We start from the raw sequence: 15,422 nt of genomic DNA on the forward strand, positions 1-15,422 counted from the left end.
CATTTCTGCGCAATGGGCTTACACCCCGGACTGAGGCTCTATGTGAGAAAGACACTGTATATGAATCACCTGTTCTTTACCGTCCTGTCCTAAGTGCTGAGTAAGTTCAGTCTCCTTTTGGATAAGAGGTTTCTTGCAGAGAGGGCATTTACCCTGTTGTCTGCGAATAGCAGTGGCGTTGATCCCTTGAGGGGTTCCTCGATATCTACCAGAACCTCTAGTGTTCCAGTAGATCCAGTCCCCGTCGAAGTAGGATCGCTCGTGCTTTACCATGGTGTGTGTTCCTACACGTATGTCCGCTAGCTTGATGACTGTGAGTGGATGTCCGGCTCCCTTATGTAACGGATCTTGGAAGATCCATTTTCTTTTACGCTCTTCGCCATTCTGCTTCTTAAGAGGGTTCCCTTGTTTGTCTCTGGATACTCCGCTGAAGTATCTTCTGACTATCCTAGCTCGAGGTTGTCCCTTGAATACCTTGAAGGCTTTTCTAAGGAGGGTGTCGTGCATATAGGAATCTATCTTACCGAATGTGCGTTTCGCGTTGGTGTGCCTGTAGTAATTACCGAAGCCCCTAAGCTTAGCGTTAAGCTTCTTGATCATTCTCTCGAATGGTCGCTGGAGGTTCTTACTATCCTTGTACTTCTTGCAGACGGTGGTTTGCTTTACGATCTCTTTTAGCTCCTGTTTCAGGGCGTTGACGTTCTCCTTTGATGGCATTGCTAAAGCGTAGGGCTTAGTGGTGCCGTCTTTATTCGTTAGCCCGTGCCAGAATCTGACTCCTAGGAAGTGGAATCCCGGCTTGTGGCCGTTCACCTGATCCATAGTATGTCTAATACTAGATTTCTCCTTGCTTAGGGTTAGCCCTAAGGTTTGGAGGTGGGTGTCGATGTTTAGGTAGATCCGTTCAGCTCTATCCTGAGATTTAGTGAGGCATACAAGGTCATCTGCGTAGATGATTACTTGTTCGCCCTTCCCGAGGCTCAGGTGTTGCGGAAGCTTACATATAGCGAGGTTGGCTAGTACTGGACTAAGTGGGCTGCCTTGCGGGAGGCCTCTTCCAGATTTCTTGCCGAGTTTGTCGCGTTGATTCAGCCAACTACTGATGTAGTTGATAAGCTCCTTAGGTGGGTTGAGAGCCCTAAGGCTATCGAGTACCCCGGAGTGTAGTATCTTGTCGAAAAACTTGGAGATGTCCGCGTCCACTACCCATTTGGGGCCGTGTCCGGATAGAAGAAGGCGAAGGTACGCAATGGCGTCCTGTTGGCCTCGCCCTTGGCGGAATCCGAACTGCACTGGTGCGAGCTCTCTTTCTATCCAAGGGGTGATAGCTATTTCTATCAGTTTTTCTCTAACTCGGTCGCTAAAGTTTGCTATTTCGATCGTTCTTGAGCCCTTGGAGCCTTTCTTGGGAAAGGAGCGTTTGCGGGTGGCGGAGTAGGGGGCCTCTAGATTCATTCCTGAGACTAGTTGGTTCCTCTCTTCTTCTGTTCTATACTTCTTGCCATCTGGGCCTGAGGATTGTTTGTCCTCATGCTTGTGGACTACGAAGTCTACAGCTGCCACCCTGCAAGCTCTCTCCTCTAGGAGCTTTAGGGTCGTCTGCGTTGCTAGCGTTGTGTCATTCTCTTGGAGCGCCTTGTGTATCCGTAACTGAAGTTGGAAGGTTCGCGTGTCAGCTCTCTCCCACTCCGAATTGCTCGGCGTTAGTTGAGAAGACGTAGCTTCCCTCCTTTCTTCGTTACGTGTCCGAGGCCGACTGCATTTGGCGTATCCGCAGCATTACACTGAGGCATTGGCTTGGTTGTCGGACCTGACTCCCCGTTATCCAGTGCTTTGTGCACTCTCGCTGACGAGTAACGGACGGGGGTTACCGTGTTTACTGCTGGTGTATTACGCAGAGGGAGGATGTCATCACCGCCCCGACGATCAAGTACCAGGGTGATCACCTCCAGTATCCCGGAGGAGGTGCTGGTGAGCTCTAGGAGCTCTGATCGCAAATTAATAGTGTTACGAGGCCTTTTTGAAGATGTTCCTGTACGTACTCCTTCTCTGCTCTGAGGCGTCATGTAGGATATTTCAGCTACATGCGCACGCTTCCCGGCTACCCCCTCACGTTTTCCAATATTTTCGTGAGGAAGCGGGAAGTCCTTCAACATTGTCACCTTGTTGGTGGGAATGTCTGCCTTTAGGGGCTGACGACCCACGCACCAGTAGTCTTCGTACAGGTCGTGTGATACGCCCTGTACGCCCTCATCCCCGAGCCAACCTTCCAGTTGGTTCTTTCGAGGGAACGCGTCGCTTGTTCTTGTGGATGTTTGGTTCCAAGAGTGTTGAATCCCTTCGCTCTGGCGAAGGGCCAAGTTTGCTCCGGCGGAGCTCGTGTATGTGCTGTCATAGTTCATGTCTGGGCTAAAAAAAGAGGGTTACTTGGATGGCTGGTTCTCCATGAATTCGATGAGGCTAGGCGTGTGGATGCGACGCATGCCACGGATGCAGCCCTTGTTGCGGATAAGGATAGAGTGGACGTCTCCATTGTTGAGGAGGTCGTACATGCGGGTCTTGCCGATGGATGTGGCTTCACAGCCAAGATCTACAGAGATCCACTCAGGGAGGTCCTGGAGCTTAGGAGAGGATGCCTCCTCTGGTGTTTCGATATCTTCCAGTGCTTCACACGGTGGAGCTGTGCTCACAGATACGTGGGTAGGGGTTACCGCTTCCTTCGTAGGTGTGTCCTTGGAGGTGAGTTGCTGAAGGATCGCTTTGAGGGTGATGAGGACCTGGGCATTGCTCTCAGTCTGGGATGGCGTGCTCTGGTCCATGTCGGTTCGTGATTGGTGTTCGTTCATGACGACACCGTTCTATGCAGGGGTTTCCCGGAGGACTAAGCTGCTTGTAATTTCAAAACGGCACTTTAACGTTTAGAGTGCCGTTTTAGTGATATTTTTAATGAGAGGAGATCTGAAGTACCACGATTTTTGAGCTTATACCTGCCATTGTCCCATGGTGGAGGGTAGGGGTTAGGCATGCGTGATGATCGTGAAGCTGTAGTGAGGGTGCCTGAATCTGTGAGGAAATACTTCCGAGTTTTGACCTGATTTCCCGCTCGACGTGTTAGGTAGGAATGCTAGACCTATTGCCTGTGTGAGATGGATCGGATGGTTCGATCCTGATTCCCCTGAGAGATTATATGAATGCTGTAGAGATTGAAGAAGCTGTATCAAGTCTGGCGCTAGAGCCGTTCGATGCTGAGAACTTTCCGTTTCAATTTCTAGAAGCCTTCGGGAATAAGCCTGTTACGATCAAGAAGCTGCGTAAGGGGACGATAACTGAGTACCGTTACGACCCGGAGAAGGCACAGGTGGTGAAGGGGTAGAGAGATGCCGGCGTTTGTTACTAATGGTCCTGATATTCCTGAGCGCTTGTTAGAAGCGCATGAGGAGGGGAAGGTTGTTTTCTTTTGTGGCGCTGGTATATCGTATCCAGCAGGCTTGCCGGACTTCGAAGGGTTAGTTGAAAAGATCTACAAACTCTCTGGAACAAATAAGAGTGTTGTGGAGAAGGCGGCTCTCAAAAAGTGGAGATACGATGAAACTTTGGATCTGCTTGAGCGTCGACTGGGTGATCGAGAACGGGTTCGCAGAGCGTTGGCTAGTAGTCTCGAACCGCGATGGGGAAAGGATGGTGCTAAAGATACGCATTCAGCGCTACTCAAGCTAGCTTGTGACGCTGAGGGGAAGACTCGGCTAGTTACTACAAATTTTGATAGAATCTTTGAGCAAGTTATCAAAAAAGAGAAACTAGAAGTGCCTAGTTGCCCTGCGCCATATCTTCCTATTCCTAAGAAAAGCATGTGGAATGGTGTCGTGTACCTGCATGGGCTTTTAGCTAAAAAAGAGCCGTCATTAGAAGAGCTCAACCGCTTAGTAGTCACGAGTGGAGACTTTGGTAAGGCTTATCTCTATGAAAGGTGGGCTGCGAGGTTTGTGAGCGAGTTACTTCGTAATTATACAGTTTGTTTTGTTGGGTATAGCATAGACGACCCGGTCTTACGCTACATGATGGATGCAATATCGGCAGATGCTTTGCTAGGAGAGCAAACGCCAGAAGCGTATGCATTTGCGGGTTACGAAGGAGACTCCAAAGATGCAGATGCTCAGTGGCGGACCAAAGGAGTCACACCAGTGTTGTATGAAGTACTACCCGGGAAAGTTGGGCATTCTGCCCTTCATCAGACGATGATAGAGTGGGCGAAGGTTTATTCGACAGGTGCAGGTGGTAAATCTAGCATTATAGCTAACGAGGCTTCAAAACTACCAACAGCAATCACGCGAGATGACTTCACTGTAAGTAGAGTACTGTGGGCGATGACTGACTCCGTAGCAGCTCGTACATTCGCAGAGCATAACCCAGTGCCTCCATTCGAATGGTTGAAGGTGTTCTCTGAGCCTTTATTCGGTACAGATGAACTAAGCCGATATGGCGTCCACGAACCTTCTACTAAAAAGACGGATAATAAGTTCAGTATGATAGATCGGCCTACACCGTGGAAGAAGGCCCCATACATGAGCTTAACTAGGCAAAATCATGAGCGGTCGGGTTGGGACGATGTTATGTTTCAAATTGGGAGATGGCTGCTAAGGCATCTGAATAATCCTCACCTCATATTATGGTTAGCAAAGAAGGGGGGCGTCCTACATGGTGAGTTTCGCAATCAAATTTGGCGCAGGATAGAAAGGATCTCTAAGGCAGAAAAAGACGGGGATGAAGAGGCTTTACAGAAGATGTTAGGTGGTGCTCCCGATGCTATTCCTACACCTCTCATGCGAGAGGCTTGGATGTATCTACTTCTGAACTATTCAGAATTTCAACATTATGGATGGGTATATGAATGGTTTTCTAAGTTGGATATGTTTGGCCCTACAGGAGGGCTGAGAAATGAACTTAGGGAGCGTATTTTTCCTAAGATAATAATCGAAGAGGCATACTCGGGGCGTGAAGGAGATGGTTCTGAAGAAGAACGTATTCATTCGATATTTCGTTACAGTGTTTTTGCTGTAGGTGAGCGTGTATACTCTCAGTTTAACTCTAGGAAGAGACATTCAGAGAGATGGGGCAACGACTTGCATGTATTTCTAAATGACTTCGTCGCTATGGTCATAGAAGCTGAAGAGTTGCATCTCAAATTGTATGGTGAAGATGGAGCTAAATGGTATTTATCTTTTGAGGTGCCATCTATTTCTGATTCTAGTCAGGGTAAATACACGCAGAACTGGCAACCTCTCGTTCGCTGGGCTAGAGATGCATGGTCGTCGCTACTTCAGGTGGATGAGGTAATAGCTAGGGGTTATATTAGCCAATGGAGCAATAGCACTGCGATTATGTTGAAAAGGCTGGCTATGTTCGCGGCTGCCCAAGAGCAGATCTTATCAAGTAATGAGCGTATAGAATTCCTACTTTCTTCTGCCGAAGTGTATTTATGGGATGATGCATATCGTCGAGAGTTGATGCGGTTGTTAGTGGTGATCGGAGCTGATGTCGAACCAGCTCTGAAGCGTAGTCTTGAGCAGGAGATTCTCAATGCGCCAGCTGAAGAGTTGATCTATGAAGGCGAGACTGAAGAAGACTTAGTGAGGAAGCGTTCGTATAAAATTTGGCTAAGGTTAGCTAAACTCCGCGAGGGAGGTTGGGAACTAGGTGAAAATGCTGCAGAATATATGGATGAATATCAAGCTGCCCATCCTGATGTAGGGTTATCTGAGAACCAAAGCGAGGAGTTTACTAGCTTTATGGAAATGGGAGAGGCTGAGCTAGAACTCTCAGCTTCTTGTAGAACAATGGGGGATGACTATGTTGAGTGGTTGATCAAGAATAAAGAGGTGGACCGTTTTGGTAGGAGTGAGTGGAGTGATCTCTGTCGGCGTAAGTTTAAGGAACCAGCTAAAGCTTTAAACGAGTTAATTTTTGAGAAGGAAGTCTGGCTACCTGATAGAGTGAACGAGTGTATACGAGCATGGAGTGCGAGAGAAACATTGTTGGAGCTTTCATGGAATTACGCTGCGACTTTTATCCTACGCTTAAGTTATGAACAGAGGGAGGATATTCATAGAGCTGTTGCAGATGCCTTATGCAAGGTAGGAAATCTGACTGCTAAAAGGGGAGAGAGGTTACGTAGACAGGATGATCTCGTCTACAAGCTAGGTGAAGATATTGTTCACAGGGTGTATGACGAAGAACCTGTAAGTTCAGATCATGCAATGGCTGCTATTAATCATCCTATTGGTGATGTTGCCGAAGGAATATTCCTCTGGTGGTGGAATCAGTCTTCTTCTACAGATAGAAAACTTGAGGGTAACGTACGAGAGCTGTTTACTCAGATCTGTTCGTTTGAGCAACCTATCTACAGCTATGGCATATTAATTTTGTCTAAGTATGTTGAATTCTTGTATCGAGTTGATCCTGGATGGACTCGTGATCATGTCATTGTAGCGTTTGATTGGGATAATCATGAAGAGCTGGCAATTGCAGCCTGGAGTGGCTATTTAATGTCGCCTCGCATATCACCCGGACTGGTAGCTGACCTTAAAGAGCATTTGATTGCTACTTCGGGTAGATTTAATAATGAGGATACAAATGCAAAGCAGTTTGCCGATGTTGTGACATACCTTGGTCTTACGCGGTATGCGACGTTTACTAACGAGGACTTAAGATCGATTTTCGAGAGCTTGAGCCTCTATCAATTACGTTTTGCGGCCGCATCCATATCTACCCGGCTCAAGGGAGTGGGGGAGAAGAGAGCTGATTACTGGCGCAATACTGTTAAACCTTTCATTAGAGATATATGGCCCAAGGATGAGGAGAAGAAGACTGAGGATGTAGGAGGGTTCTTTGCCGAAATCTGTGTGAATGCTGGAGATGCGTTCGACGAGGCCTGGGCCGAAGTAAAGGAGTGGATTAAGCCGATGGGGTGGCCTGATCATTTATGTGATGAGATCTATGAATCTAATCTACACAAACGTCATCCAGGGAATGTGATAGCTTTGTTAGATGCTACCATAGCAGATGATGTTCACTATATACCAAGTGAGCTATCTAAGATAATAAGCGAAATACCTGCCTCTAATCGCAGAAGTGCAGCATTTAGGCGACTGAGTGATCTCGTGGAGCGAAGGGGATAGCAGAGTGAGCAATTTTGATACCGGTATTATGAATGCGACAGAATGGGTAACTTGGTTGGAAGAGCAAGAGCAGCTGCGATGTGAGGAATATCTGCTGAGAGACGGGGATCGCTTGATTGCGGATTATCGTCAAGAGCTCCAAGTTAAACATGACTATGAGGGGCGAGAGCTCCTTGAGATGTTACAAAATGCTGGTGATGCAGCTGCGGCAATAGGTGGGAACGGGCGAGTAAGAATCTGTCTTCTGGATCATGGGCTATTGATAGCTAACACTGGAGTGCCCTTCTCAAAGGGGGGGATAAAATCACTACAGACTGCGAATCTTAGCCCGAAAAAAAGAGAAAGTGGTGTTAGGGTAGGAGAGAAAGGTTTAGGCTTCAGATCTATTCTTAACTGGTCAAGAACTCCTATTATCAATAGCGGTTCGTTACGCTTGGTGTTTGATCCAACTCACAGTGAGAAGGTTCTGCATAAGATGATGGGTAAGTCCGGTTCGTTAGCTGAAGCAGTAAATAAAGAGCGTGGCGACACAACAGATGTAGTCTGTCCTCTTCTCGCTTTCCCGGCGTATTCAGATACCCAGAATATTGAGCATCAGTTGAACTGTGAGCTCCAACGCAAGATCTATGAACATAGTGAGCAGTTGCGGAGCGAAGGGTTTGATACGGTTGTGGGCATGCCCTTTTCAAAAAAAGGGGCTTACAAGCATGCTGAGCAACAGCTCGATGAACTTCCCTATGAGATTCTACTCTTTGTGCATTCTCTCGCTCAGGTCGAGATTCAGAGAGGTGATGATCCTGTTAAAGTTTGGAGTCGGAAAGAGCTTCAAGCTGGCCGATACCATTTGCTAGAGGACGGTGAGTTTAAAGGGGACTGGAAGATTTACGATTACAGTGATGAGCGTGTTCCTGTCGATTTGTTAGAAGATGGTGAAGCAGGCGCTCAAAGCTATCAGATAACCATTGCTGTTCCGATGGAGGGTAGCTCAAAAAAGGAAGCATACCCACTGTACTCCTTTTTCCCAACAGAGGTTGAGGTGCCTTTACCTGTGGTGTGTCATGCGACCCTGAGACTCGAAGAGAACCGGAAGCGCCCTACCCGGGGTGAGATTAATGCTCACATACTTCGAGATTTAGCAGTGAAGCTTGTCTCTGTTGCTGAACTACAGAGTAGTACTGAGAGCCCTTGGAGTGCCATCGATAAATTAGCTCCTAAGCGAGGTCTGCCTTATCCAAGAGAGCTAGCTGATGTTGGGTTTGGAGTACTTATCATAGAGCAGGCTAAGAAAAGGCGCATACTACCTTGCTTGGATGGAACGTTAAGAAAGTCGAGTGAGGTGTGGCACGTTGAGCAAGCTTCAGATAGTTGGCTCCCAGTAAAAGCCTTTGGTGATATAGTGAATAGTCCCGAGGAACAGAGGTATATCTCATTTATAAATTCTCTAGAACTAGCTAAGCTGGAATCAGACGCATTCGTCGAGAGATGTGGTAAGGTTTATTTGGGGCTAGAGGCTCGAGTTCGTCTTATCCGAGGAATAGTAGAAGCAAAGTTGGAAGATAAATTTGCCTTTTCTCAACTGCTACTCGATCACACAGGGACTCCTGTGTCTGAGGGAAGTAGGACCTTCTTGTCCGAGGTTAAGGTCATGGATTCCTTGCCTTCGTGGACAAATGTTACTTTCATTGAACCTGAGCTAAAACGTGAACTGGAGAGAGTTCTTCACCCGAAGGATGTGCGGGATCTCCAGAAGAAACTGAAGCAATTTGGGGCAGAAGAGTTCTCAAATGTAAGTGTGATTCGCAGACTTGTAGTCTCAGCGAAAGAAGTGATAGAGGTAGCCGCCCTACGTGAGGGGCTCGTCTGGAGAGAGTTAGTGGCATGGATCTATCAGCTCTATGATGAGTGGGAAGATGATAGCGTTGTTGGACTGCCCAAAGACCTGAGCATTAAGCTTCCTAATAAAGATGGAGAGTATGTTCCAGCTGGTCTCTTGTATTTAAGTCGAGAGTACGGTCTCAAGGGGCGTATGCTGGAGGGGTTGTATGGTGATTGGGCGAACGATAAGCTGATAGCTGATCGCGAGCATTTGGGGTTGCCTTGTAATAGTGAGAAGGTTGTTAGCTTTTTAGTCTGGCTTGGTGTGGCTGACATGCCGAGACAGATTGTTGATAAGCTCGGGACCTCGGTGGCAGGATTTAAAGACTATGTTTGTTCGGTAATATCATACCCGGCGTTATTCGGGGATGTTTCATACTCGACTTCCAGTGATGTCGAAACTGCTAGGGTGCGAGATGTAGTAATGGTAGATGGGCTCTCAGATATTTTATCTATGGCTCCACCTCTAGCGATATTGTCATGGGCGGCAATAGATCATCGGTTTGAAGGATGGAGAGAGTCTCATTCTGAGCATTGTAAGCTAACGGCGAAACCTTACAGAGCACATAATGAAAGACGTTGCTCTCAGTTAATGCCTTCAGCTATCATTTGGATGATTGCCAATACAGATTGGTTACCAAGTTCTCATGGGGAGAAATCTAAACCGAGAGATGTGATGCTGCCAACCAAAGTGGTTGAGGCTCTGTTTCCTAAACCTTGTGACTTTGAAAAATCAGAGAAAGAAGAGCTTGGGTTACTCGAATTTGAGAGACTCCGGCATGCTTGGGAAAGGGTAGGGGTAAGTCCGGGGCTCGATAGTCTGAGCAGAGATGAGGTGTATGGTTTGATGAACCGTTTACCCGATCTTTCATTGGACGGTAAAGCTGCTAAGTCTGTGTATCGATGGTTTCTAGAGAGTGAAGGAAACCTCTATGGATACCATGGATGTGAGTATCAGAAGTTCCTCGATGAAGGAGTAATGTGGGCTAGTGTTAGTGGGGAAAGTAGCTACATGAGGGTGAAAGATTTGGTACACATCGATTCAGAGGTAGTGCCCCGATCGATGCTTAAAGATGTTGCTGTAGTTGATCTACCCGCTCGTGTAGGTGGTCAAAAAGTAAAGAAGCTCTTTGGTGTTGAGAATTTGACTAAATCTTCTATGCGTCAATCACTAGCTAGCTACACGTTGTCGGTAGATAGTGAATCTGAGGCTTTATACTTTGAAGATGTGAAGCCTTGGTTGAAGCAGCTTCGTCAATCTCAGGTTGTTAAGGCAGAGAAGTTGAGAGACTTAGATGCTGTAGAACTAAAGGTATGTAATGAACTAACTCTGAAGCTTAGTATAGCTGGAAAGGAACACGTGTTTGAGGTTGATCCTTGGTCCGCTGTTACTGACTCTGGCTGTATTTTTGTAAAGGTTGCTGATGGGTCATTTGGGTTCCTTCCCAAGGATTTGTTAGCTGAAGCTATAGGAGGGGAGGTAGCTCGACTATTTGATCTCACTTCAGGGGATGCATACGCCAGCATATATAAATGTGCCCCCGAGTACAGAGACGCGCTTCTACGGAAAATGATAGGTGAGGATTTTCAGCCTGTTTCAGATGCTGATCTGGCGGTCTTTAAACCTATGCCACTGCCTCAAGAAGCACCAAAGGGGGTGAGTGATGTAATTGATCTCGAAGAGAGCGTGGTTGATGAGTCTACTGAAACGTTAGATGGCGACTCAGAAGATTTCGGAGGGATAATCCATAACAGCGAGATAGTTTACCCCGCAGCTGGACCTATTCAAGTAGAAGACGGAAAGCATGTGATCACCTCTTCTTCTGAACGAGCTCTGGTGGTTGGTGAAGTAGGGGGAGGCTCTGCAGGAGGAGGTTCAAGAAGGTCAGGTGAAGCTATGGATGGAGAGGAATGTGAAAAAATGGCCGAATCTTTCGAGAAACAGCAGGGTAGGTTCCCTCTCCGGGTAGGTAGCATCAAAGGTTATAATGGTGCTCGCTGTGATATATTCAGCTTCGACACGCTTGAGAAGCGTAGTGCTTTCGAAAAGGGAACTACGATAGAGGGGCGCTTAGAGAGAGAGATGAGCCTGATCGATAGATTTATCGAAGTGAAAGGACGCCGTAGTCCCGGTGCTGCTATCGAGTTAGAAGGAAATGAACTTCAATGTGCCAAAGAGACTGGTGTTAAGTATTATCTTTATAGAATTAGCCCTGATAAGAATAAGGTGTTTAAGCTTACTATTTTGAATAACCCACTCAGTAAGAGGCCTGCTGTGTCATATAAAGCCGTGATCCAACCTAATCATACAAAGGAAGTTGTGGTGCATTTGATTAGTAATAAAGCTTCCGAGAAAGAATCTAACATCAATGTGTGATGATATGAGCTTGAATCCAGATTACTCGGCTAGAATGGCTTGGTTGACTCTGAGCATTAATATGCTGGAGAGAGTGGAGAGTGTCGTTGTCTGGTTATCTATTACAAGGGAGCGACTAAGGGAAGTAGATCAGCGCAGAGGGCAGTAATAGAAGCATGAACTTATATTTACCTCAATGGACCCGGCGCGTAGCGATGGAAGGAAGTGGGCGAGATCCACTGGGCTTGTCCCGTGTGTCAGATGAATTTACCGGGTTCTTGCTTCCATCGATAATCACCACTACGCCCAGAGCTCGCTACTTTTCGTTCTATACATGGGCTGTTCGAACGTGCCATCAAGTTTCTGATAATGAAAAACAGGGTTTTGATGAGAGACTCCGTTGTATAGATACCACTTTCACAATATGCTCTCGTCTAGGGCGCTCCACGGACTTAACAATCTCTGGCATAGATAAAGTAAATACGAGGCTTCCTGATCCCACCTCAGAGGAGCTGGTTGATGTAACTTTTCCAGTCCTACCTTCAAGCCCGAGAGGGGCATTCAGCCAAGCATATGGTAGTGCAATCGACCAACTAGGGTTGATTCAGTGGTCAGAGGGAGATACATGGAAGGTTCAACCTGGTAGGGGGAGCAAGTTAGCCGAGGCTTTTGCTAATGCAATTAGTGGAACATCTTATGTCCAGAGTGGACACGTGTGTACACAGAGAGTTCAGCCCTCTGTGCTCAGTGAGTCTTCTAGATGTTTTAGTCTAGATGGGCTTCGTGAACCTGAGGCTAAGCCCGAGCGTGATATACTAACTGGCATTTTCTTCGACCTTGATGATGAAGATGTGACTACCCCGAAGAGTCATCGTCAGGCAACTCTCGGGCTAGTGCTCCATGTGCTGGCTGCTTATGAGGAGGTTGATTCAGTGCCGGCTAGAAAGGATATTGATCAATCTTGTATCTTCTGGCCTCACTATTATGGAGAGCTATATATAGAGGGTGGAGCTTCCCGGAAGTATCATTCTCATCCTTGCTTTGAAGACACTCAAATGTATTGGCGACAGTTTAGTCTCCATCAATTTTATCTCTACGCCACGGAGCAATTTCTCCAGGCAATGATCGACGCTATGGGGAATCAACCAGAAGGGGTTACTATGGCTAGATTGGTTGAGTTAATGCTCGAGTCCGATTTTGTTGAAGAGCTTGAACGAGTGATGGAGTGTAAAATAGATGGTCCTGCAGACTTGCTCGACTTTTTTGGAGCGGGAGATTCACCGAGACAAGTGCAGCAACATTTTTCGTGTGACCATCCGCTGAGTGAGGCTCAGGTATATTATCAACATTCAAAGGTTGAGAGTTCTAAGACTCCAGTGACTCGACTCGGTCGCGCTTTTACGATCTGGGCTCAGCTGTATGCCAAATGGAGAGATAGTGATGATCCAGCACTCCTTAATGTGCTGGTACGTGCTAACCGCGAATGGTGTATTGGTACTGCATTTGAGTGGGGGGACCAATGGCTTGATGAGAAACCCAATTGGTCCTCTGCACTGGAGGGCTTAGTGCGAGACTTTCAATCACGACACAATGAGATCTACCTTAATAAAGGTAAACTTGATGCAGCATGGTTTGAAGTGCTCGGGGGATGTTTCATCAGAGTTCAAGACCTAAAACCGAATTTTCGATCCACCCGTCATCCGCAGGTAGCAACAATTTTGCAGGATCTATGCTTATTGGAGGATGGAGGTCCCCATGAGGTCCTGAAGCTCACGGCAGAGGGCTACCGAGTTCTAACAGAGGTTATCACCGCACGCTCATGAAAGATGCACGAATAGATTGTGATTTGCATAAGCTCCTTAAGAGCTATGTGTACGACCACGCGCTGGTATCGACCTTTACCTTTAGTCCACGGTTCTTTGAAGAATACATGCTTGAGCGATTCAAGGCCCTCCAAGGCAAAGGTGGTATTACAGTATTTTTGGATAGAGGGCAGTATGAAGAGGTTATCGAGTGCACAGCTCAAGATAAAGACTGGGTGCCAAAACTGGCTAACCGACGTTACTTATTGCAGCCTGTATCTGTTCCAGGAGTGTTTCATCCTAAGGTGTTCTTATTTACCTCAGAGAAGCGTGGTCTACTGATCATAGGTAGTGCGAATTTCACCCAGGATGGGCTCGGAGGTAATGCTGAGTTGGTTTCTGTTTTTGAGTTCGAAGTGGGTAAAAAGGAAGAGGCTCTTGCCTTGTTTCAGTCAGCCTTTCAGTTTTTTGAAAGTCTTATTCAGCAATGGCCAAGTAAGGACGGGAGCTCGAATGTTGATGAAGTGCGTAGGGATACACCATGGCTAACTTCGCCTCTCGATAAATCTGCTCCGGAGACGATACCTTCTCTTCTTCATAATCTGGATGAAGCACTGTGGCCGCAGATCGTTAAAGGACTCGGATCAGTAGACGAGCTCAGCTTAGTCTCACGTTTTTTCGATAAGAAACCTCAGATACTCGACTCCGTCTGCAAGAACTTGGGGCAGCCGAAAGTGAATGTATACACTGAACCTAAACGCGGAGGGCTATCTCCTGATTGGCTAAAGTATCCTTATGCACACAATAAGAGTCTTAGCATCTATCACTGTAAATATGGAGACGCTGAGCATCGTCAGCCGCTTCATGCAAAAGGCTATGCGTTGTCAGCTGACGGTCAAACCACATTAGCGATTGGTAGTGCAAACTTTAGTACTGCTGCCTTATTGAGACGCGCTAATGCTGGCAACGTTGAAGTGATGTTGCTCTACCCTCCTCAGCCAACTCATATATTGAACCCCATGGGAATCCTAGATCCATTGAGTAACGGTAAGGAAGTTACCCACCCGGATCAGCTTGTAGCTCAGTCAGGAGTCGAGGGGGAGCCTGTTAATTCTTCTAGGAAGTATGAAGTTGTACTCATGGAGGTTAGGTTAGAAGGTGACATTCTTAGACTATCCACTGAAGAAAAAGTAATGAGCCTCTCATGCCGTCTCTCTCAAGCAAATGTAGCTCCCAGAGATTTTTCTATTGAAGAGTCTCATTCAGGAGAGCTCCAAGTTAAGCTTCCTTCGAATTGGGTGAAAAGAATGGTAGGGGCTTCTACTGTGGCTCAGCTTGTGGCTACAAGGGATGCTTCGGTAAAGGTGAGTAATCCTGTTTTAGTTGCTGCCATATTTGATCCCAGAACAGGTCAGGGGGCTAGGCAAAGCAGGCGTCTCAGAGAAGCTACAGAAAGTCCCCAACGCTTCATGGGCGTGTTGCATGAGCTTTATGAATGGGATGATGAATTATCACTGAAAAACTTCCTTAATAACTGCAATATACCCATTAATTTGACACACCGCAGCTTGAGTGCTGCTAGACGTGATTCTTCATATGATGGCCCTCCTGCAGGTTTCGGAGATCTAGGAGAACGTGGTCTTATTCAGTTTACGTGCTTCCATGAAGCTGTAGTAACTTTTGTTCGTCGCCATCGCAGCCGTCTCTCGCAACATGTAGAGAACGGTAAACTTCTCAGTGTCTCCAATTACCTGCAAGTAATGGAGACTTTGATTCTGCTTCTTGTAGACCAGATTGAGCGAGCTAAGGGAGGTTTAGCCAAGGAAGGTTTAACTGTATTGAGCGTAGATGAATGGAAAAGTATTCGAACGCAATTAGCTGAATATTATCAAGAAATTGAGAAGCTTCTGAGCCTGACTGTCTGTGAATACTTACCTAGTTTACACGAAAAGGAGACCTCAAGAACAGTTCATGAGATGTTTGAGGATGCGCCAGATCGGGTACTGGGGCTCTGTACCAAAGCGGTTGCTGCACGTGTGGAGATAGCAAAGTCTCTGGATGCTAATGTTGTTATACAAATTAAAGCGTACCAGAGGAAAAAAGCATGTTTCTTCCATTCCCTTCTTAGTGATGAAAAATGGCGCGATTATTGTAAAAAATTAAAGACGCATGCAGACCAATGGAGAAAGGCTGTCTCAGTTTAATTATATGCTT

General features: G+C 46.7%; 8 protein-coding genes and 2 pseudogenes. 5 read left to right on the forward strand and 5 right to left on the reverse strand.

What is annotated here, in order from left to right; translation table 11 throughout:
* Positions 1 to 18: 18 nt before the first annotated feature.
* The 5 genes and pseudogenes from ACFPK9_RS10650 to ACFPK9_RS10670 form a co-directional block, all read right to left on the reverse strand.
* A complete protein-coding gene (locus ACFPK9_RS10650; RefSeq protein WP_377096617.1) occupies positions 19 to 1,455 on the reverse strand; it encodes a reverse transcriptase domain-containing protein in 1,437 nt (478 codons plus the stop codon).
* A gap of 15 nt (positions 1,456 to 1,470) precedes the next feature.
* A pseudogene (locus ACFPK9_RS10655) lies at positions 1,471 to 1,677 on the reverse strand (reverse transcriptase N-terminal domain-containing protein); the annotation flags it as partial.
* 26 nt (positions 1,678 to 1,703) lie between these two features.
* Positions 1,704 to 2,156 (reverse strand): hypothetical protein, encoded by a 453-nt coding sequence (locus ACFPK9_RS10660; protein WP_377094863.1) that lies wholly within the window; start codon positions 2,154 to 2,156, stop codon positions 1,704 to 1,706.
* Between the two features lie 29 nt (positions 2,157 to 2,185).
* Positions 2,186 to 2,395, reverse strand: a complete 210-nt coding sequence (locus tag ACFPK9_RS10665) for a hypothetical protein (RefSeq protein ID WP_377094864.1) — start codon at positions 2,393 to 2,395, stop codon at positions 2,186 to 2,188.
* Positions 2,396 to 2,423: 28 nt separating this feature from the next.
* Complete coding sequence (locus tag ACFPK9_RS10670) at positions 2,424 to 2,819, reverse strand: hypothetical protein (RefSeq protein WP_377094865.1); 396 nt, start codon at positions 2,817 to 2,819, stop codon at positions 2,424 to 2,426.
* Positions 2,820 to 3,187: 368 nt separating this feature from the next.
* Here ACFPK9_RS10670 and ACFPK9_RS10675 point away from each other — a divergent pair.
* The 5 genes and pseudogenes from ACFPK9_RS10675 to ACFPK9_RS10695 form a co-directional block, all read left to right on the forward strand.
* Positions 3,188 to 3,319: pseudogene (locus tag ACFPK9_RS10675) on the forward strand (type IIL restriction-modification enzyme MmeI); the annotation flags it as partial.
* 58 nt (positions 3,320 to 3,377) lie between these two features.
* Positions 3,378 to 7,175 (forward strand): SIR2 family protein, encoded by a 3,798-nt coding sequence (locus ACFPK9_RS10680; protein ID WP_377094866.1) that lies wholly within the window; start codon positions 3,378 to 3,380, stop codon positions 7,173 to 7,175.
* 28 nt (positions 7,176 to 7,203) lie between these two features.
* Positions 7,204 to 11,427, forward strand: a complete 4,224-nt coding sequence (locus tag ACFPK9_RS10685) for a sacsin N-terminal ATP-binding-like domain-containing protein (RefSeq protein ID WP_377094868.1) — start codon at positions 7,204 to 7,206, stop codon at positions 11,425 to 11,427.
* Positions 11,428 to 12,146: 719 nt separating this feature from the next.
* A complete protein-coding gene (locus ACFPK9_RS10690; protein ID WP_377094869.1) occupies positions 12,147 to 13,229 on the forward strand; it encodes a hypothetical protein in 1,083 nt (360 codons plus the stop codon).
* Positions 13,226 to 15,412, forward strand: coding sequence for a hypothetical protein (locus ACFPK9_RS10695; protein WP_377094870.1), 2,187 nt, complete (start codon positions 13,226 to 13,228; stop codon positions 15,410 to 15,412). Before ACFPK9_RS10690 ends, ACFPK9_RS10695 begins: the two co-directional genes overlap by 4 nt.
* The last annotated feature ends 10 nt before the right edge of the window (positions 15,413 to 15,422 follow it).

It is taken from the genome of Rubritalea spongiae (assembly GCF_042652385.1).
Taxonomy (GTDB): domain Bacteria; phylum Verrucomicrobiota; class Verrucomicrobiia; order Verrucomicrobiales; family Akkermansiaceae; genus Rubritalea; species Rubritalea spongiae.

Excerpts from the sequence above, each read along its gene's own strand:
- ACFPK9_RS10660 (WP_377094863.1), bottom strand. The coding sequence starts at position 2,156 with ATGTTGAAGGACTTCCCGCTTCCTCACGAAAATATTGGAAAACGTGAG.
- ACFPK9_RS10695 (WP_377094870.1), top strand. The coding sequence starts at position 13,226 with ATGAAAGATGCACGAATAGATTGTGATTTGCATAAGCTCCTTAAGAGC.
- ACFPK9_RS10650 (WP_377096617.1), bottom strand. The coding sequence starts at position 1,455 with ATGAATCTAGAGGCCCCCTACTCCGCCACCCGCAAACGCTCCTTTCCC.
- ACFPK9_RS10685 (WP_377094868.1), top strand. The coding sequence starts at position 7,204 with ATGAATGCGACAGAATGGGTAACTTGGTTGGAAGAGCAAGAGCAGCTG.
- ACFPK9_RS10665 (WP_377094864.1), bottom strand. The coding sequence starts at position 2,395 with ATGACAGCACATACACGAGCTCCGCCGGAGCAAACTTGGCCCTTCGCC.
- ACFPK9_RS10680 (WP_377094866.1), top strand. The coding sequence starts at position 3,378 with ATGCCGGCGTTTGTTACTAATGGTCCTGATATTCCTGAGCGCTTGTTA.
- ACFPK9_RS10670 (WP_377094865.1), bottom strand. The coding sequence starts at position 2,819 with ATGGACCAGAGCACGCCATCCCAGACTGAGAGCAATGCCCAGGTCCTC.